This is a genomic window from Paraburkholderia sp. 31.1 (assembly GCF_014397645.1).
Lineage (GTDB): Bacteria > Pseudomonadota > Gammaproteobacteria > Burkholderiales > Burkholderiaceae > Paraburkholderia > Paraburkholderia tuberum.
Genome location: NZ_VZQN01000017.1, coordinates 1 through 19604, shown reverse-complemented (window position 1 = coordinate 19604; position 19604 = coordinate 1). Strand labels below are relative to the sequence as shown.

Sequence of the window (19604 nt, the reverse complement as noted above, 5' to 3'; positions counted from 1 at the left end):
CCTTCAGGTTCAGACCGGACGCACCGGCCGATCGCGTCAACGCTCAGGGCAGCGGACGCATGACAAAAGTCTCGTCGGCGCGAAAACGCGCGGACTCGTATCCGTCGATGACGGCCGGCTGGTTATAGAACTCGATTGCAGGCGCGATCTCGGCCAGCGACAGCAGCAGGTACATCAAGGTCATCGCTTCGGGATGCTCGTCGAGCGTCGCGAGCGCGTAGCCGTTCAGATATGCGACGACGTCGTCGACCTGCGGCAGGATCGCGTCGCGAAACGCAAGAATGGCTTCCATGCCGACCGCGTGGCGTTGCGCGTTGCGTGCGGTTTCGGTCTCGAGCGCCCAGATGTCGACGAACGGCGCGAGCGACTCGAAACCCGCGGGCAACGTGCGGGCGACGGGCGCTTTTCTGCTGACGAAATTGACCGGCTGGGTAGGCATTGCGGTGCTCATGTTCGATTCCTGGTTAAACCGTCGCACCGGCCGCGACGCCTTGCGCCAGCATCCGTTCGACGACGTGATACGCGTGGCGCACCAGCAGTTCGTTGTCCTGCAACACCATCACTTTTTTCGCGCCCGTTTCGGCCGCGCGTTGCGTGCGTTCGAGCGTGCTGAAGTCTTCGAGCAGCACGTCGCGCAGCGCGACTTTCATGTATTCGAGGAAGAAGCGGCCGCCGGGCGTCGTCATTTCGGGGTAGTACACGCGTGCGTCGACGAGCGTCTGGTTGTGCGAGATCGGACGGAAGTTGTACGCCTGGCAATAGTTCGGACGCAGCGAAACGTAAAAGTCCGGGAACACGATGTTCATGTCGAACAGCCAGTTCGGGCTCCTTGTCCAGTTCACGCCTGACGGCAGCGCGTCGAGCGCAAACGCGTGCTTCGCGCTGCCGATGCCCGCGCGCAATGCCGCCGCCGCGATCGGGCGTTTATGTCCCTGCTCGGACAACGCGTTCTGCGCGGCCGCGCCGCCCTCGGTCACCGCCTTCGGGTTGCCATAGACGGACTTCTGGTTGCCCGCCAGCGAGAGCCGCCGATGAAATTCGCCGCACAGCGCGTCGAGCGGCGGCATGCTTTCGTTGTCGCTTTTGTCGATCGCGTCCGCGATCGAATTGCCGTGCACATAGGCGACGTGATACGCCTCCTGGAACGCGTCGAGCGCGAGCTTCCAGTTGCAGTTGACGACCGTTTGCCAGCCGAAGCCAGCGGTGAGCTTATCGAACGGATAGCCCTCGATGTCGCCGAACATCGGCCTCATGTAATCCGCGAGCGAGACCGGCGGATTCGGGTCCATGTTCACGAAGATGAAGCCTTGCCACACTTCGCACGCCACACGCGAGAGGCCGAACTGCTCGCGATCGAGACCGAAGAAGCACTTCTCGTCGGGCACACCCGTGAGTTTGCCGTCGAGGTCGTACGCCCAGCCATGAAACTTGCAGAAGAATTTGCGGGTGTTGCCGCACTTGTCGTAGACGATTTCGTTCATGCGGTGCGCGCACACGTTGTGCATGGCGCGGATCTCGCCCTGACGATTGCGCACCACGATGATCGACGTGTCGCACGCGGCGAGGTCCTTCACGAAGTAGTCGCCCGGCTTCGGAATCTCCTCCACCCGACCGACCTGCAGCCACGTCTTCTTGAAGATGTGTTGCTTCTCGCGCTCGTAGTACTCCGGCGAAATGTACGGCTCGACCGGGATCGGACCGGAGCCGAGTTCGGGATACCGGCCGGTCAGCGTGCCTGCCGGCGCGGGGACTTCGGGGGACAGCAAGGTCGTGGACACGATAGCTTCACCTCAAAAACGAATGTCGTTTATTAATGAATGGTATTCTGTTTTGAAAAATTTTGATCGTCAAGTGTCTTTTGTTGATTTCGCGAAACGCGGGGGCATGTCCGCGCGAATCCGAACAGGTGCGATGTAATGAAACACGGGAAGCATGAGTTGATTGCGCAAGCCGCACGCAGGCTCTTTCAGCAGCAAGGCTGTATCGAAATGGAAGTCGCGGTCGGCAGCGTCCGACACGCACCGGCGTGGGCGTGGCGGCTTGATAGAATGCCCCGAACCGACCACCGCCCTTCCGATAGAGAGCCCTCAAGTGCCGCAAATCAAAAAAGCCGTCAAGCGGGAAGCCATTTTGACGGCCGCGTTCAACGCCTTCAGTGAAAAGGGTTATTCAGCCACGACGATGACCGAAATCGCCCGTCTCGCGGGCACCACGGTCGCCAACCTGTATGTCTACTTCGACTCCAAGCTCGTCATCCTTTATGAAATCTACGAGCCCTGGCTGATCGAGCAATTGCATCGGCTGCGCAGCGAAGTGGCGTTGCTCAACGGTCCGCGCAGAAAGATCGAGCGCATCCTGGCGGGCATCTGGGACGACATCCCGGCCGCCGACAACGCCTTCGCGAACTCGTTGATCGACGCACTCGCGAGCGCGCCCGCGGGTCTCGCGAAACCGAACAATCTGCTCGTATCGGTCGAGAATTTCCTCACGCAGCTCCTCAAAGACGCGCTGCCCGCCGAGCGCGTCGCGGCCCTCGGCGGCGACCTGTTCGCTCACGTGATCTGGATGGCGTTCGACGGCTTCGTGATCAATCAGCGTATCGGCGATCACCGCGACATCCAGCGCATCACCGCGCTCATGACCACGCTGCTATTGGGCGAGGCGCCGCGACATGACGTAAGCTGAGCAGGCGACGCGGCCTCGACCCAGGATTTTCCCGAACCACGCCTAAATTTATTTTGAAATCTTTGACGCCTCGAAAATAGAATGTCATTCTGTATTCGAGCGCAGACAACAGCTTCCGCCTGCGCCGGGCGGGCAAGCCGCACAAAGCGCGGATAGACACGTGATCCGCGCTTTCGGCCACGAGGTCATCCACGAGGGACTGGCATCGTGCTTGCCTGATCTTTCCGGTAGTTCGTTCGAAAAAGTCATCCCATGGCGGCCATCTCCGAAAGTCCTCTCGCACTCGCACTCGACCCGCCCGCGCGCACCACGCGCCGCGTGCTGGCCCTTTGTTTCCTTACGATCGTGACCGAAGGCTATGACATCGGCGTCATGGGCACTATCGTTCCGTCGATGCTCGCCGACCCGGTGTGGAAGCTCACGCCGATCGAAGTCGGCGCGATGAGTAGCGCGGCGCTGTTCGGCACGCTGTTCGGCTCGTACTTCATCAGCGTTCTGACCGACCTGATGGGCCGCAAACGTCTGCTGATTGCGTGCGTGGCGCTGTTCTCGCTGTCGATGCTGGGTGCGGCCGTTGCGCCCACGCCGTTCATTTTCAGCGTGATGCGCTTCATCGGTGGACTCGGCCTCGGCGGCGTCATTTCCGCGGCGGCGGCGCTCACGGTCGAATACTCGCCGGCGCCCAGGCGCAACCTCAATTTCGCCATCATGTATTCAGGCTACGCGATCGGAGCGTTGGTTTCCGCTGTGATCGGGATGGCGTTTCTCGCGTCGCATGGCTGGCGCTTCGTCGTCGCGGTAGGCGCGTTGCCGCTGCTCGCCCTTCCCGTGCTGATCAAGCTGCTGCCCGAGTCGCTCGCCTATCTGATGGCGAGCGGCAAGCGACGCGAGGCCGATGAGCTCGCGCAACGGCTCGGCCTGTCGATCGCGTCGCTCGACAGCATTCCCGTCGAGGCGGTGGCCAAGCCTTCGCTGCGCGTCGTGTTCGGCGAGGTGTTCTCGCACGGCAACTGGTGGTCGACGCTTTGTCTGTGGCTCGCGCAAGTCGCCGCGGTACTCGTGATCTACGGGCTCGGCACCTGGCTGCCGCAACTGATGCGCAAGCTCGGCTACGACCTCGGCTCGAGCCTGTCGTTTCTGGCGGTCTTCATGCTCTCCTCGGCGATCGGCGGCATTCTGATCGGCCGCGTCGGTGATCGGCTCGGCCCGCGCAAGACGATCGTCGGCGGCTACGTGATCGGCGCGCTCGCGATCTGCGGACTGACGGTGAGGGGCGGCGTGTTCACGAACTACGCGCTGGTGGCGCTCGCCGGGTTGGGCAGTATCGGGGTGGCGATGGTGCAGCTCGGCTATATCGCAAGCTTCTACCGGCCGTTCGCACGAGCGAGCGCGACGGGCTGGGCAGTCGGCATAGGCCGGATCGGCGCGATGGCGGGGCCGATGCTCGGCGCGTGGTTCGCCGCGTCGCATCTCGACGTGCGCCTGAATTTCATCGCCTTCGCCGCATCGGCCCTCGTCGCCGCGCTCGCCATCGCTCTGTGCAGGCCGCGCCACGCATGACACGCCGCAGAGCCGGTGCAAACCGGCCTGCGACCTGATCTCCTCCTCCTTCTTTTCCCCTACCTGCGATCGGCATGAGACCGTTACCTAATCCTTTCGCATCCGCAATCAGTACCCCTTACGTTTCGTTGAGTTGTCTGATGTTGTGCATGGGTGTGACAGCATCGTCCGCACATGCGCAAAGCAGCGTCACGCTGTACGGCAGCATCGATGAAGGCGTTGGCTACGTGACCAATGCGAAGGGAAGCTCGCAAGTCGTCATGGGGCCGATCAGCGTGCCCGACCAGTTCGGCTTCAAAGGCTCGGAAGATCTAGGGGGTGGATCGAAAGCCGTATTCCAGCTGGAGAACGGTTTCTTCTCGAATACGGGCGCTTTCGCGACTTCGGGCGTACTGTTCAGCCGCAAGGCCTTCGTCGGGCTTTCCGACAACCGTTGGGGCACGCTCACACTCGGCAGGCAGTGGGATCTGACCGACGATGTGCTTCTGCCCAACGCGAACGGCGCTGTCCAGTACAACTACTTGCTGTACCGCCCCGCCAACATCGACAACGATGCGGTCACCCCCGTGAACAACACGGTGAAGTACGCAAGCAATCCGTGGCATGGAGTGTCGGCGCGCGCGATGTACGGCTTCACCGATCCTTCGACGGGACAGGGCCGCTATGTAGGCGGCGCGCTCCTCTACAAGTCCTCGGCGCTGCAACTGGGCGCGGTATACAGCGACACCCGCAACAAGTCGTACGCCTTCAATACGTCGCTTGGCTACGCCAGTTTCCTCGGTCAGGACCTTACCGGCGGCACGCCATTCAAGGCGCGCAATACCGAGATCTTCGGTGTGGCCGGCACGTATATACCCAATCGCCAATGGGCGTTTCACGCTGTCGTCGATACGGTGAAAATCGCCAGCGATACGGATTCAACGCGTGCCACGACAACTGAGTTAGGCGTGGACTGGAACGTCACGCCATTCGACACCGTGCTGCTCGGCGGCTACCGCACGTGGTTCGACGGAAAGACCTACACGACCGCCGGTCTCTCGAACCTGTATCACCTTTCGGTGCGCACCATGCTCTACGCCGAGCTGACCTATCAGCACGCGGGCGGCGGCGCGCAAGCGGCGCTGCTCTCGTTGTCGCCGTCGTCGCGCAGCGATCAGGCGTCGGTGCGCATTGGCGTACAGCACTTCTTCTGACTGAGCTTGCGACCGGTGCTTCGATCGACGACAGCAAGTCGCATATGGGTGCACCGGTAACGACCTGGGAGAACGGTCGCATCGCGATGCGACGGCACCGGCTTCCCGCGCACAGAGAAAATCGATCGGCGCTGCCGCCATCCCATCGACGATCCCGTCACGCTGGCGAGGTTTCGGTGTTCAGCTTCGACACCGCACCCGTCTTCTCGTCGTAGCGGTAGCCTTGTTTCTCGAGTTGAGCGCTGATCGTTTCGACGAGCACCTGCTGCTGAATCTCCTTGCGCAGCAATTCATGCTCTGGCTTGATCTGGCCCAGTTCAGCGGCAAGCCGGCGGCTCAATGTCGCTTCACCCGCGCCGCGGGCAAGGACGACGACCATTTTTTCATTCGCCTGAGCCAGTTGCTGCTTCAGTGCGTTCGAGTAGTCGGACCATTTCCTGACGGTCTCCCGCGCTTCGGCAATTGCGGCAGCATGCGCGTCCGCGTCGCGCGTCATCTGCGCCTTCAATGCCTCGAGCTGCTGAGAGTCGGCAGTCACCGGCGACGCCGACTCCAGGCCCGCGACGTTCTCGCTCGCCACCGAGCTTTCGGCCAGTTCGGCCGCGCGCTGCTGCTCCGCGTCGGCACGCGCCTGCGCCTCGGACAAGCTGGCCGACAGTCTCGCGATTTCGGAGGCGCCCGCATCGCGCTCATCGGTCAGGCTGGCGATCCGCGTCTGGACATTCTGCAATTCAAGTGCGGCGGCATTCCGTTCAGCCTGCGCGCCCGCGACCTCTTCCCGGCGGGCCGCGTGCGCTTCCTGCTCGGCCTGCAGCTCCGCGCGAATCGCTTCGAGCTCGCTTTGAAGACGAGCGACCGCTTCGGAATGCGCCGCTTCCAGCGCCGCACGCTCCGTTTCGTCGGCCGGCGTTTCGACGACTGACCCAGCCGACTCGTTCGCCACCTCGCCCTCGCCCGCGGCGTCGGTCTCCTCGTGCGAAAGCGCTCGGCGCTCCGCGGCCAGTTCCGCGCTCTGCAGTTCCGCTTCGAGGAGCGAAACGCGCTCAGCAAGTTCCTGCGCGCGCTTCTCCGCCGCGTCGGTCCGTTGCACGGCGAGCGCAATGTCCTCTTCGAGACCGGCTACTGCGTCGACTTTCTCCTCGTAGGCGCTCGTCATCTTATCCAGTTGGACTTGCAGCGCATCGAGTTCCTGGACGGTGGTTTGCAGTTCCGCGAGCGCGTCGTCGCGCTCGTTGCTGGCGTCCTCGACGCGCTGGCGCATCGCGGCGAGGCGTCGCGCCACCGCGCGTTCCGCTTCGTCCTGCGCTGAGCTCCATAGCCGGTCGAGCGCATCGCGCATGGTGTCGGTCACGGTCTCCGGCAAAGCCGGACGTTCGACGACCTGCGGCACCCGCGGGGCGCGCGTTTCACGCCACTTGCGCAATGCCGCTGCCACCGCGACCACCGAGCCTGTATGGACTTCGGACCAGATGGCTACCGGAGACACCTTCTCGCCTTCTTCGGCCAACCGGTTTGCGATTTCAGCGACGAGTTCGTCCGTGATCGTAATGTTGCTTGACATGCCTGCCTCGACAAAGTGCACGTGGTGACGAATACCGTTTCGTCGTTCGGGAAGCGACCCCGCGCTGGGACTCGCCTCGCATACCTACGAATTGTCGAGTAGTTTCCCGGCGGTCAATCGTTCGAAAAGCCGAGGTTACGGGGAGGTATTCATCGGATTGCGCCGCCAAAGGTCCGGCGCACATGCATTCAGAGCTTTCCGGCGATCCGATCCGCGTGATACGACGAACGCACGAGCGGTCCCGACACCACTTCCATGAACCCCATCTTCAAACCTTCGTCGCGTAGCATGTCGAACGTCGCGGGCGGCACGTATCGCCGCACCGCCATGTGAAACCGCGACGGCGCGAGATACTGGCCGATCGTCAGCACGTCGACGTCATGGGCACGCAGATCGCGCATCGTCGCGAGCAGTTCGCTGTCGGTCTCGCCGAGCCCGGCCATCAGGCCGGATTTGGTCAACACCGCCGCGTTCTGGCGTTTCGCGCGCGATAGCAGTTCGAGCGAACCGAGGTAGTCCGCGCCTGCCCGCGCCGCCCGGTACAGCGACGGCACCGTCTCGATGTTGTGATTAAAAACGTCTGGCCACGCCACGGACAGAGCATCGAGCGCGCGGTCGATTCGCCCGCGAAAATCCGGCGTCAGGATTTCCACGCGAATGCCCGGCACGCGCTCGCGCACGAGCGCAATACAACGCGCGAAGTGCGCGGCGCCGCCGTCGCGCAGATCGTCGCGGTCCACCGATGTAATCACGACGTAGCGCAGCCCGAGCGCCGCGACGGCGTCGGCAAGCCGCGCGGGCTCGTCGTCGTCGAGCGCTTGCGGCCGTCCGTGCGCGACGTCGCAGAACGCACAGCGCCGCGTGCAGATCCCTCCCATGATCATGAATGTCGCGGTGCGCTGCGCGAAACACTCGCCGATGTTCGGACACATCGCCTCCTCGCAGACCGAATGCAAGCTGTGCTCGCGCAGCACCGCCGCCATGCCCGCGACGGTTTCGCTCATCATCGGCCGCGCGTGCAGCCAGGGCGGCTTCGGCAATACGGTCGAATCGTCCGCCGGCACGATCTTCACGGGAATGCGGGCGAGCTTGTCGCGGTTGCGCTTGCCATGCTGGCCAAGCGCCGTGAGGCTGTCGGTATGAGGAGCGGCGTCCATCGCGGTTATCCGAAGAACTCGTTGAGCAGGCGGTTCACCTCCGATGCGGCCTCCATCTGCACCATGTGTCCTTTGCCGTCGATCACGTGCACACGCACCTGAGCGGGCAGCCCCTGCGCGTGCGCGGCCGGAATGATCTGGTCCTGCGCGCCCCAGATCACCAGCGTGCGAGGCGCGAGCGTGTCGAGCCGCTCGCGATAGACGCGGCTTTGCACCCCGCCTTCGAACGCGGACGCGGCAATCTTGCGCAGCGCGTCGTTCACGCCTTCGAGCCGCTTGTACTTCACGATGTCTTCGATCAGTTGCCGCGTGACCAGCGACCCGTCGGCAAAAAGCTTCACCAGATGCGGCTTCAGCGCGTTGCGGCTGCTGCCCTCGACGAATCCTTCGATGTACTCGCGATTGATCTCGTCGCCGAGCCCCGCGCCCGCGATCAATGCCAGCGACGCGACGCGTTCGGGCGCCTTCGCGGCGAGCGTCATCGACACGGCGCCACCCATCGAATGGCCGACGAGATGCGCGCGCTCGATGCCCCGGTCGTCGAGAAACGCGATTACGCTGTCGGCCAGTTCGTCGAGGCTGCCCGTGTCGACCGCCTTGCCCGACTCGCCATGCCCCGGCAGATCGAGCGCCCACACGGCGCGGTGCGCGGCGAGATCCGCATGATTGAAGAGCCAGTTGTTCAGATCGCCGCCGAAACCGTGGATCAGCACCGCGGGCGTGCCGCCGTCGCCGATCTTCAGGTAACGCACGGTGCGCCCGCCGATCTGCGCCTTTTGCGGCTGCGGTCCGGCCTCCGCCGTGTCCGCGGTGGCCGGCACGAAGTCGCGCTGGAACGCCTCGACCGCCGCATCGATATCGGCCTCGGAGCTCGCTTCGTCGGCGACGACGCCGAGCAGCGCGCCGATCGGCAGCGTGTCGCCCGGCTGCGCGATCTGCCTGCGCAGCGTGCCGTCGAAAGCGCACTCGACGCCCGACGAAATCTTGTCGGTCTCGACATCGAGTATCTCGTCGCCCTTCGCGACTTTTTCGCCGACCTCCTTCAGCCAGCCGTTGACCTGTCCCTGCTCCATCGACAGCCCCCACTTGGGCATCGTGATCATGTGAATCGGCATTGCTCAGCTCCTTACTTTCCGCACGGCCACGGCGATGTTCTCGGCCGACGGGATATACAGATCTTCGAGCACGCCTGCGAAAGGCGCGGGCGTATGCGGCGCGGTCACGAGTTCGATCGGCGCCTTCAGCGAATGGAACGCGCGCTGCGCGACCAGCGCGGCGATATCGGTCGCAATCGAGCAGCGCGGATTCGCCTCGTCGACCACGACGACGCGCCCGGTGCGCTCGGCGCTTTCCAGGATCGTTTCCTCGTCGAGCGGGGAGGTCGTGCGCAAATCGATCACCTCGGCCTGGATGCCCTCCTTCGCGAGCTTTTCGCCGGCATCCGTCGCGTGGTGAACCATCCGGCCATAGGTCACGATGGTTGCGTCGTCGCCTTCGCGCACCACGTTCGCTTCGCCGAACGGAATCGCATACGACTCTTCCGGCACGTCGCCCTCGCGGCCATACAGCAGCTTGTGCTCGCAGAAGATGACCGGGTCGTTGTCGCGAATCGCCTGGATCAACAGGCCCTTCGCGTCGTACGGCGTCGACGGGCACACCACTTTCAGGCCGGGGATATGGGTGAACATCGACGTCAGCATCTGCGAGTGCTGCGCGGCCGCGCGCAGGCCAGCGCCCTGCATCGTGCGGATCACGACTGGCGTCAGCGCCTTGCCGCCGAACATATAGCGAAACTTCGCGGCCTGATTGAAGATCTGGTCGAAGCACACGCCCATGAAATCGATGAACATCAGCTCGGCGACCGGCCGCATGCCGCATGCGGCCGCGCCGACCGCGGCACCGATGAAGCCGCCTTCGGACAACGGCGTGTCGAGCACGCGCCCCGGAAACTTGTGAAAGAGTCCTTTCGTCACGCCGAGCACACCGCCCCACGCATCCTGTTCACCTGGGGACCCGGCGCCACCCGCGTTGTCCTCGCCCATCACGATGACGGTTTCGTCGCGCGCCATCTCCTGGCTCAGCGCTTCGTTGATCGCCTGAGAAAACGTGATCTTCCTTGCCATGACTGTCTCCTGTCGATCGGAGTTAGCGCTTTAGCTGTCGAACAGAGTTGGCGCATTAGCGCTTACTCTGGTCCCATGCAACGCACTTATTCCGATCCCTTGCAAAGCTGAAGGTTGAATGGTTTCGCGCCGCGGGTTACGGATAGGACACGTAGACGTCGGTCAGCAGGTCGGCGGCCGTCGGCAGAGGCGCGGCCTTCGCTTCCGTCACCGCGCCGTCGATCAGCTGCTTCACCTTGGCATCGATGCCGCGCAGTTCGTCCGCGCTGAGCATTTCGGCGCGCACCACGCGCTCCTCGAAACGCTTCAGGCAGTCTTTTTCGTCGCGCAGCTTCTGCACTTCGCCGGGCGCGCGATACGTTTGCGCATCGCCCTCGAAGTGACCGAAATAGCGCGACAGCTTCACTTCGACGAGCGTCGGGCCACCGCCGCCGCGCGCCCGCTCGATCGCGGCGCCGAGCGCCTCGTGCACCGCGAAGAAATCGAAGCCGTCGACGATCACGCCGGGCATGCCAAAGCCGCTCGCGCGGTCGGCGATGTTGTCGGCCGCGACCGACCACGTCGACGAGGTCGCCTCCGCATAGCCGTTGTTTTCCGCGACGAAGATCGCCGGCAGGCGCCAGACGGAAGCGAGATTCATCGATTCGAAGATCACGCCCTGGTTCGACGCACCGTCGCCGAAGAAGCACACGCCGACGCCGCCGGTCTTCCTGAGCTTCGCGGCGAGTGCGGCGCCGCACACGAGCGGACCGCCCGCGCCGACGATCCCGTTGGCGCCGAGCATCCCTTTCGACAGATCGGCGATATGCATCGAGCCGCCCTTGCCGCGGCACACGCCGGTGCTACGGCCGTAGATTTCGGCCATCATGCCGGGCACGTCGACGCCCTTCGCGATGCAGTGGCCATGACCACGGTGCGTGGTGGCGACATAGTCCGCGTCGTTCAGATGCATCATCGTGCCGACCGCCGACGCTTCCTCGCCGGCATACAGATGCACGAAGCCGGGTATCTCGCCGGTGGCGAATTCGACGTGCAGGCGCTCCTCGAACTCGCGGATCGTGCGCATCATCCGGTACGCTTCCAGCAGCTTTTCCTTGCTCAACTGCGTCGATACAGACATGGTGTGTCTCCAGGGAATGATCTCGATGGTCACTGCTACTTCAGCCAGCTGTGCTTCAGGCGTTCGCTTCCTCCTGAGTTGATTACCTCCGACGTGCCGCCGCTTCGCGCATCAACTGCCGCGACGCGCAATAGCGCAGCGTGCGGCCGACATCGACGGTCAGCGGTCCCGCCCAGTCGAGCGCGATCTCGTAGCGGTCGTCGCGTTCGAGCTCGATCTCGCGCTCGCCGTCGAAGGCGAGCGTCCCTTGTTCGGTATGCAGCGGCGTCCAGCAGCCCGCTTCGAAGCGCTCGCAGGTGCGCATCGTCACCCGATCGACACGGCCCGGCGCGAGCGGCGCGAAGATCGGCACGCCGGATTCGCCCGCGCGCGCGAACCTCAGATGCAGCCCGTACGGCGCGCCGCGCTCGACCGGCGCCCACGCGCCGCCGATCGACGACAGGCCGATACCATCCGGCGCCGCGAAGGTCAGAAACAGCGCTTCGATATCAGCCGGCTCGCAGACGGCGCGCGCACCGACGAAACGCTGCCGGCTCAGGCACACATCGACCAGCGCGATTTCCTCGCGCCCCTTGTTCGGGCCCGCGACGCAACGGACCACGAGACGCTTGTTGCGCGTCAGCGCGACCTCGGGCGGCACGAGCCCCGAAGCGGCGAGCGCGCCCGCGAGGCCCGCCACCGTCGCTTCGCGCAGTTCCGGAAACGCGTTGTTGGTACCCGTCGACAGCGTCAGCAGCGGCACCTCGCCGCAATGCGCGGCAACCGCGCGATGCGTGCCGTCGCCGCCGAGCACCGCGATCAGATCGACACCCAACCCGACCATCCGCGCGACACCCGCATGGGTGTCGGCCGCGCTGTCCGTGATCGGCAGTTCGAGAAATTCGACGGTCGGCCAAGGCTGCGGCTCGGCCACGGCGGCGTGCGTTTCAAGCGCACGCAGTACCAGTGCAGCGACACCGGTCCGGTCGCGCAAGGTCAGCACGCGAGCGACGCCGAGCATGCCGAGGCCCGCGAGCAGGCGCACGACCATGTTCGCCTTCTCGGCGGTCGGAAACACCGAAGCGTGCGTGGTGAGGCGTCGAATATCACGGCCCGATGCCGGGTTCGCGATCACGCCGACGGTGATGGGTGATGACACTGGCTTGTCTCCTGTGCGCGAGTAGCGAAGCGACTTGCTGTGATGAAGCGCGCTTGCTTTCGCGTTTGCTTGTCTGCCAGCGATACTGCAAAGGTCGGGCCAGTTGCTTGCGCGTCGTGCGTACGCGCCGAAAGCGCCGTATTCACAGGGTGGACGCGGAGGTCGGACGGTCGCGGCCGCTTTCATCGGACCTGCGCCGCGCAGTTCACTGTGTCTCACGGGCCCGTCCCGCGACGTGGTGCGCGGCTCACAGCACGTCGCGACGCTTGCGCGGTACCGCGCCAGACAAGGGTTTGCTCGATGCGACCAGCGTCTCACTCGTCTCTGAGACGTTCGTCTCACGCCCCTGACGTGCTGCGCCGCAATGTGATCGCTCAGTGTGGATGTGCTACAAGACAGGGACGCGCCCTACTCGGTGCCGCTCGCCTGGAGCCGGCCATGCCCTATGTTTCTCAAACGCAGCACGTCGATCGCGTACGCGGGGCCATCGAAGGACGCTTGCCGGCCCCTGCCAATTCGTCGCGCCTCGTGTCGTCGTGGCAACGTTCGTACGAGCAGTACCGGCTCGACCCCAGTTCGGTGATCGGCCCGCGCGTGCTGACGTCCGCCGAACTGCGCGAAGTCCAGGGCAAGGAGGAAGCCTTTCTGCGCGCCTCGGGCCAGTGCCTGACGCGGCTGCACGAAATGATTCGTGTCGCCGACTATTGCGTGATGCTGTCCGACGCGCACGGCGTCACGATCGACTATCGGATCGACCGCGACCGGCGCAACGATTTCAAGCATGCGGGGCTGTATATCGGCTCGTGCTGGTCCGAGCGCGAAGAAGGCACCTGCGGCATCGCGAACGTACTCACCGATCTCGCGCCGATCACCGTGCACAAGACCGATCACTTCCGGGCCGCGTTCACGACGCTCACGTGCAGCGCTTCGCCGATCTTCGCGCCGACCGGCGAATTGATCGGCGTGCTCGATGCATCGGCGATTCGATCGCCCGACAACCGCGACAGCCAAGGGCTGGTTTTTCAGCTGGTGCGGCAAAGCGCGAGTTTGATCGAGGATGGCTACTTTCTGAATCAGACCGCGCAGCACTGGATCCTGTTCGGCCATCAAAGCCGCCATTTCGTCGAAGCGCAGCCCGAAGCACTGATCGCATTCGACGAATGCGGCAACATCGCCGCCGCGAACCGCAAGGCGCACGAGAGCATCGCGGGGCTCGACGGGCCGCGTCACATCGACGAGATATTCGACACGTCCGAGGTCCGTCTGCACGACGTCGCGCGCACCGACATGATCGTGGCGCTGCGGCTGCGCGCGACCGGCGCGATGCTGTATGCACGCATTCGCGCGCCGATGAGACGCGCGGCTCGCCCGCTCCTCGCGACACGGCCGGCCGATCCGCATGCGGACAGCAGCATCGGCGCGATGAGCCGCTTTTTGCACAGCTCGGACGAACGGATCGCGCGCAACGCGCAAGTCGCATTGCGGATCGCCGGCAAGCGGCTCCCGGTTCTGCTGCTCGGCGAAACCGGTGTCGGCAAGGAGGTGTTCGCGCGCGCGGTGCACGACTCGGGTTCGCGGCGCACGCGGCCGTTCGTCGCCGTGAATTGCGGCGCGATTCCGGAGCCGCTGATCGAGAGCGAGCTGTTCGGTTATGCGCCTGGCGCGTTCACCGGCGCGCGCAGTCGCGGCGCGCGCGGCAAGATCGCCCTCGCGCATGGCGGCACGCTGTTTCTCGACGAAATCGGCGACATGCCGCTCGGCCTGCAAACACGCCTGCTGCGTGTACTCGCCGAGGGCGAAGTGGTGCCGCTTGGCGGCGATACGCCGGTGCGCGTCGATATCGACGTGATCTGCGCGACGCACCGCGATCCGATGCAGATGGTCGAAGCTGGATCGTTCCGCGAAGATCTCTACTATCGCCTGAGCGGCGCGACGCTGCGCATACCGCCGCTGCGCGAGCGCACCGATATCCGCGATGTGATCGATACGGTGTTCAACGAGGAAGCCCAGGCGGCCACGCATGTGCTGATGCTCGATCCGCAATTCGCCGGGCGTCTTGCCGCTTTTTCGTGGCCCGGCAACATCCGGCAACTGCGCAACGTGCTGCGCTATGCGTGCGCGGTCTGCGATTCGGCTCGCGTCGAGTTGCGGCACGTGTCGCCGGACTTCGCGGCGCAACTCGCGCCCGCCGTCACGCCGGCGCTCGCGGCGAACTCCACGTCGCCGGCCAGCGCCGACGACGAGCGGGCACGGATCGTCGCGGCACTCACGCGTTGCCAGTGGCGGCCTAACGCCGCCGCGCTGGCATTAGGCATATCGCGCGCGACGCTGTACCGGCGCATCGCGCGGCTGGGCATCGTCGGGCCGCATCGCACATAAGCGGCATCGCGATCGCCCGTCTGAGTCTGCCACTGTGCAGACAGCGTCCGATTCCCACGCCCTCACCCGCAGAGTGAAATCTTTTCGCGGTTCGTCCATCGCGAGCGAAAAGATTTTATTTCGGCACAACCCTGCTCCCATGCGCAGTTTGTGCCGACAGACAGGCATGACTTGCCGGACTCAGTGATCGGTCGCAACGCGAGACCACCCACGAGCGCGCATCGAATGTCCTGAGCGGCTCACGCGACGCACTCGCGACCCGAAGGACTCCCCAACTTCTCTCCGGATTCCTTGCGGGCCGCCTCGCGGCAGCTCGCGCTATTGTCATGATTGCGCGACGTCAATTTCTTGGTTGTCTCACTGCGCTCGGCGGAAGCGTCGTATTGAGCGCGTGCGGCGGCGGTGGTGGTGGTGGTGGTGGTGATAGCGGTACTGCGGATGCCGGCGGCTCTTCCACGGGCAATTCCACGAACCCGTCGAGCACGACGGCGGCACCCTCTACGGGCACGGCAACCTCCGGTATCGCGACCTCGACGGGCACGACCAGTTCCGGTACTACGACTTCGACTGGCGGCACGACGACGGTGGCGAACGGCTCGTCGTCGACCGCCTCGACTGGAACAGCGTCCACCGGTACGTCCGGCTCGACCTCGGGCGACAGTTCTGGCGCTCCATCGGACCCGAACTCGGGGTCACCCGGCAACACATCGAACGCTTCGCCACAGAACACGACCATCCCCCCGGCGACGGTGATTATCGACAGTCAGAACGCGTCGTGGACCCTGGTCGGCGGATCTGTCTACAGGAACGGTGTCGCGGCGGGCAACACCTACAACGTCTCGTTGATACTCTGGTACGGGGGTACGATCTATCACGAGGGAACCGGCGGCCAATTTTACGGATGGAATGGTTCGGGATGGCAGTCGTGCAATGACCCACGTTTGGGCGGCACCTCCGTCGACGGCACCATGATCCCGCCCGCGTCGTATCTGATCGACAAGGTCGGCGCGATATGGACCGTCGTGAACGGTGTCGTGTACCGCAATCGGAGTGCCGTCGGCACGATGTCGAATGCTGCGCTTCTGCTGTGGTACGGCGGCAAGTTCTGGGCGCAATCGACCGGCGGTCAGTTCCACGTGTGCGCCGACGCGGATGAATGGTTGCCGTGCAACGATCCGCGCATCGCGACCGCGGCGCCGGCCGGCTCGTTTCACGGTATCAACGGGCATTACGATTATTTGTATTCCACGTCGCAGCTCGTGTCGATCATGCAAGCCCTGGGCTGCTCGACGTACCGGCTCAGCTGTACCGACTACGCACCGCAACTCGCCGCGGTCGTGGCGTTGGCACAAGCATTCCAGCCAGCGGGCTTGACCCTTTTCGTGCTGATCGATGCCGGCATCTACGACGGTAACGGCAACCTGTTCACGAGCGAATCGACCGCCTACACACGCGGCTTCGATTGCGCGGTAACTGTCGCGACGGCGTTGCAACCCCACGGCGTGACCCTGTATGAATGCGGCAACGAACTGACGCGCGCGAACGGGATCATTCTCGACTCCACCAGCGCAGGAACGAGTGTCGTCGACTTCAACAATGCGAACTGGCCGCTGATGCGCGGCGTGATGCGCGGCATGATCGACGGGGTCAAGTCGGTGCAGGCGGATGCTAAATGCGGCGTCAACTTTTGCGTCGCGGACACCGGCGCATCCGACGCTCTGTGGGATGGCAAGCAGCCCGATGGCACGAGCGGCCATCCGACCGTCAGGTGGGACTTGACTACGTGGCACAACTACGAGGTGTACGGCGACATCTTCGATATCGGCTCCGACGGGTCCGGCCCGGGCTTCGATTTGCCCACCTATTGCAAGGCCCGATATGGCGTCCCCTTCGTGATCTCGGAATGGAACACAGGACCGGAGAAGACCGAGGCGTACCGGGCCAACTACATCACGTCGCGCCTGCTCACTTACTATCAGGCGAGAAAGACGAAGAACATTCAATCGGCGATGTATTACGAGCTCGATAGCGGGGACGCAACTTACGGTCTGATGATCAACGGCACGGCGCTTGGGCTTCCGTACAATGCGTTCGCGAGTTTTGTCGCGAGCCATCCCGATAGCTGAGCGTCCGCACTCGCTGAGTCCGCGCGCTGCCTACGGTCGATCCGACCTGCGTGAGACGTTGACGGATAACCCGTCCCGGCCGAGACCGCGATAGGTCTCGTAGCCCGGGGCGACGAGTTGCGAGAGTCAGGCGACCTCTGTTGCAACGCGGCTGTGTCCGTGCATCAAGTTATGCCCACAGCCGCATCGCTACAGCGCACGATTCGTGCAATCAGAAGATCAGAACTGGTGTCGCAGTCCCGCGGTGACCGCGACCTGCGTGCCCGTCGACGATGGCGAGAGGGTATTGATCATCGCATCTGCGAGCACGGAATCCGCCGGCGCGCCATGAACATGCTGATAGACGCCTTCCAGGTACACGTCGGTACGCTTGCTCAACGAATAGTCGGTCTGCAGCATGACCGAATTCCATTTTGGAGAGGCCTTCGTGGCCCCCTGGTTGTAAGCACCGTCAGTGAACGTATAGGCACCGGATACGCTCCACGCAGACGTCACCGAGTAGTGTGCGTTCACCTCGTAATTGTCCAATCGCAGATTGCCGCCAAGCGGCAGATAGCTGCCGAGGCCCAGCGAGATGACGCCCGCCATGTTGTCGATCTGAGTATGGCTCCACACGAATCCGACAGTCGCGGGGCCGAACGTGTAATTGCCGCCGGCGCCCCAGATACGCTGGCGCTCCGCGATGAAGTTCGCGCTGCCGTCGCCCTGCGCGATTGCCCCATTCGGATTCGTGGCCGATACGCCACCGCCTGCGTTATTGAACTGCAGGTACCCGCCAGCAAGATTCACTGGGCCCTGCGCATAACCTACGCTAAAGCCGTACGCGCGATTGTCAGCGAATCCTCCCGCCTTGTTGCTGAACGAATACATGCCTTCGAACGTCACGCCGGCATAGGTCGGGCTCACATACTTGACCGAGTTGTTGACGACCACCGAATCAGCCGCCAGGTTGTCGTTCTCGAACGGGTGTGCGGCGAGGTTGCCACCCCACGTGTTGCTCCCCGCGGTGATCGGTCCGAGCTGGTCGTTCAGCACATCGAACTGGCGGCCCAACGTCACGGTGCCGAGATTGTCGCTTTGCAACCCGACCCAGGCCTGAGAACCGAAGGCGTCACCCGGAAAGGCCTGGCTACCGTTGTTTAGATTGAAGCCCTGCTCGAGTTTGAAGATCGTACGAACACCACCTCCCAGATCTTCGGTACCCTTGAGGCCAAACACCGTATTCTGCGTGGAGCTGGTCGCCATTTGCCAATTGCTATGACCGGCCTGGTTGTTGGTATAGATGAGTCCCGTGTCGATAAGACCGTACAGGGTCACGCTGTTTTGCGCATACGCGGAAACCGAAAATGCGCCGAGGACCCCAATTGCCAGCAAGGTTTTTTTCATGTCTTTATGCCCCATTTGCGATTACAGAAAAATAGAACAGCTTTTTCTTAATTGGAGTTCCATCCCGGGACATTCCACCTGGGATGGTCAGCTCGCGCCGAGCTGCTTCTAAATCGAAATGTGCTTTCCAATCGCATCAAACAAGCAGAATGGCCACTAGCTGACCGGCGGTCGCAATCACGATCGCCAGATCAACCGGATTGGCCAGAAGAAATCCGAGAAAATCTGAATCGACGGCGCGCGTGCGCCACATCCCGACAAAGCCGACAGACAGAATCAGCCCGAATAAAAAGTCGAATCCGAATCCTGCGGCGAGCCATCTGTTATGCCTGACGACAGGTTCGGCGAATGCGAACATTGCCAAAAAGGCGATTTGCGATATGAGAACAACCAGTACGACGACATGCTGCTGATTATTCTTTTTCATCGGCTGGCGGAAATCCGGTTGCTCGAACCCGGCACGACCTCCTCGCTCGTCTGGCCGAACTTCGGCAGTACGGGCGCGTACCTGGCAGACACCCGCATGCTCTCAAGTACGAAGGGTGCTCCGACTTCTGTCGCGGCCTGGCCGCTGTAAGCGCCAGGCCCCAACCCAAGGCACGCAGGCGCCCTGCCCCGCATGGGCAGCGATGCCGGCAGGTACGCGGCACCCCAAAGGAGGGGCGGTGACCGTCGTACCCGCTCCATCCGCGGCGCAACCGTTATTCGACCGCCTCGCCATGCAGCACCAGGTCCAGTCCTTCGCGCTCTTCTTCCTCGGCGACACGCAACCCCATCACTGCGTCGATTGCCTTGAGCAGAACAAACGAGACCACCCCGCTGTAGATCAGCGTCGTCGCGACACCCTTCAGTTGCAGCATCACGTCACCGTCCGCGCCGCCGATATCCTTGACCGCGAACACGCCGGTCAGCAGCGCACCGACGATCCCGCCCACGCAGTGCACGCCGAACGCGTCGAGCGAATCGTCGTAACCGAGCTTGTGCTTGAGCCACGTGGCCGACCAGAAGCAGACCACACCCGCGACGATACCGATCACGAGCGCCCCGAGCGTGCCGACGAAGCCCGACGCCGGCGTAATCGCCACCAGACCCGCGACCGCGCCTGACACGATACCGAGCACCGACGGCTTGCCCTTGGCTGCCCATTCGGCGAACATCCACGCGAGCGCCGCCGCG

At 63.7% G+C, this 19604-nt stretch carries 16 protein-coding genes and 1 pseudogene; 6 read left to right on the top strand and 11 right to left on the bottom strand.

Going from position 1 to position 19604, the window contains the following annotated elements:
• Positions 1 to 43 precede the first annotated feature (43 nt).
• Positions 44 to 451: a hypothetical protein gene (locus tag F6X37_RS15030; RefSeq protein ID WP_184058835.1), complete on the bottom strand. Its 408-nt coding sequence runs from the start codon at positions 449 to 451 to the stop codon at positions 44 to 46.
• Positions 452 to 464: 13 nt separating this feature from the next.
• Entirely contained in the window at positions 465 to 1778 is a 1314-nt protein-coding gene (locus F6X37_RS15025) for an aromatic ring-hydroxylating dioxygenase subunit alpha (RefSeq protein ID WP_316251970.1), read from the bottom strand.
• Between the two features lie 313 nt (positions 1779 to 2091).
• On the opposite strand from F6X37_RS15025, the gene F6X37_RS15020 reads away from it, so the two are divergent.
• The 3 genes from F6X37_RS15020 (at position 2092) to F6X37_RS15010 (ending at position 5438) form a co-directional block, all read left to right on the top strand.
• The gene (locus tag F6X37_RS15020; RefSeq protein ID WP_018422052.1) at positions 2092 to 2685 is read left to right on the top strand and encodes a TetR/AcrR family transcriptional regulator; all 594 of its coding nucleotides are present in this window, start codon (positions 2092 to 2094) and stop codon (positions 2683 to 2685) included.
• A gap of 252 nt (positions 2686 to 2937) precedes the next feature.
• Positions 2938 to 4245, top strand: a complete 1308-nt coding sequence (locus F6X37_RS15015) for an MFS transporter (RefSeq protein WP_187611877.1) — start codon at positions 2938 to 2940, stop codon at positions 4243 to 4245.
• 149 nt (positions 4246 to 4394) lie between these two features.
• The gene (locus F6X37_RS15010; protein WP_187611876.1) at positions 4395 to 5438 is read left to right on the top strand and encodes a porin; all 1044 of its coding nucleotides are present in this window, start codon (positions 4395 to 4397) and stop codon (positions 5436 to 5438) included.
• A 157-nt stretch (positions 5439 to 5595) separates the two neighbouring features.
• Here the strand turns inward: F6X37_RS15010 and F6X37_RS15005 are convergent, their stop codons facing one another.
• The 6 genes from F6X37_RS15005 to F6X37_RS14980 all read right to left on the bottom strand — a co-directional run bounded on the left by F6X37_RS15005 (position 5596) and on the right by F6X37_RS14980 (position 12537).
• Complete coding sequence (locus F6X37_RS15005) at positions 5596 to 6999, bottom strand: DNA-binding protein (RefSeq protein WP_187611875.1); 1404 nt, start codon at positions 6997 to 6999, stop codon at positions 5596 to 5598.
• 188 nt (positions 7000 to 7187) lie between these two features.
• Positions 7188 to 8156 carry a lipoyl synthase gene (lipA, locus tag F6X37_RS15000; protein ID WP_184058842.1) on the bottom strand — a complete coding sequence of 323 codons (969 nt, stop codon included), beginning with the start codon at positions 8154 to 8156 and terminating at the stop codon, positions 7188 to 7190.
• 5 nt (positions 8157 to 8161) lie between these two features.
• The gene (locus F6X37_RS14995) at positions 8162 to 9271 is read right to left on the bottom strand and encodes an acetoin dehydrogenase dihydrolipoyllysine-residue acetyltransferase subunit (RefSeq protein ID WP_187611874.1); all 1110 of its coding nucleotides are present in this window, start codon (positions 9269 to 9271) and stop codon (positions 8162 to 8164) included.
• A gap of 3 nt (positions 9272 to 9274) precedes the next feature.
• Complete coding sequence (locus F6X37_RS14990) at positions 9275 to 10279, bottom strand: alpha-ketoacid dehydrogenase subunit beta (protein WP_187611873.1); 1005 nt, start codon at positions 10277 to 10279, stop codon at positions 9275 to 9277.
• Between the two features lie 136 nt (positions 10280 to 10415).
• The gene (locus F6X37_RS14985; protein WP_090811581.1) at positions 10416 to 11399 is read right to left on the bottom strand and encodes a thiamine pyrophosphate-dependent dehydrogenase E1 component subunit alpha; all 984 of its coding nucleotides are present in this window, start codon (positions 11397 to 11399) and stop codon (positions 10416 to 10418) included.
• An 82-nt stretch (positions 11400 to 11481) separates the two neighbouring features.
• Positions 11482 to 12537 (bottom strand): ATP-NAD kinase family protein, encoded by a 1056-nt coding sequence (locus F6X37_RS14980; protein ID WP_187611872.1) that lies wholly within the window; start codon positions 12535 to 12537, stop codon positions 11482 to 11484.
• Positions 12538 to 12975: 438 nt separating this feature from the next.
• On the opposite strand from F6X37_RS14980, the gene F6X37_RS14975 reads away from it, so the two are divergent.
• Complete coding sequence (locus tag F6X37_RS14975) at positions 12976 to 14916, top strand: sigma-54-dependent Fis family transcriptional regulator (RefSeq protein WP_187611871.1); 1941 nt, start codon at positions 12976 to 12978, stop codon at positions 14914 to 14916.
• A 326-nt stretch (positions 14917 to 15242) separates the two neighbouring features.
• The gene (locus tag F6X37_RS14965; protein ID WP_222944846.1) at positions 15243 to 17042 is read left to right on the top strand and encodes a hypothetical protein; all 1800 of its coding nucleotides are present in this window, start codon (positions 15243 to 15245) and stop codon (positions 17040 to 17042) included.
• Positions 17043 to 17261: 219 nt separating this feature from the next.
• On the opposite strand, the gene F6X37_RS14960 is transcribed toward F6X37_RS14965, so the two are convergent.
• Together F6X37_RS14960 and F6X37_RS14955 are read right to left on the bottom strand one after the other, a co-directional pair.
• A complete protein-coding gene (locus F6X37_RS14960; RefSeq protein WP_187611868.1) occupies positions 17262 to 18428 on the bottom strand; it encodes a porin in 1167 nt (388 codons plus the stop codon).
• Positions 18429 to 18564: 136 nt separating this feature from the next.
• On the bottom strand, positions 18565 to 18855 hold the full coding sequence (locus F6X37_RS14955; protein WP_090811592.1) for a hypothetical protein: 291 nt from the start codon (positions 18853 to 18855) through the stop codon (positions 18565 to 18567).
• Here F6X37_RS14955 and F6X37_RS14950 point away from each other — a divergent pair.
• Positions 18832 to 19005, top strand: a complete 174-nt coding sequence (locus F6X37_RS14950; protein ID WP_184039955.1) for a hypothetical protein — start codon at positions 18832 to 18834, stop codon at positions 19003 to 19005. The genes F6X37_RS14955 and F6X37_RS14950 overlap by 24 nt on opposite strands.
• Positions 19006 to 19129: 124 nt before the next feature.
• On the opposite strand, the pseudogene F6X37_RS14945 reads toward F6X37_RS14950, so the two are convergent.
• A pseudogene (locus F6X37_RS14945) lies at positions 19130 to 19604 on the bottom strand (ammonium transporter); the annotation flags it as partial.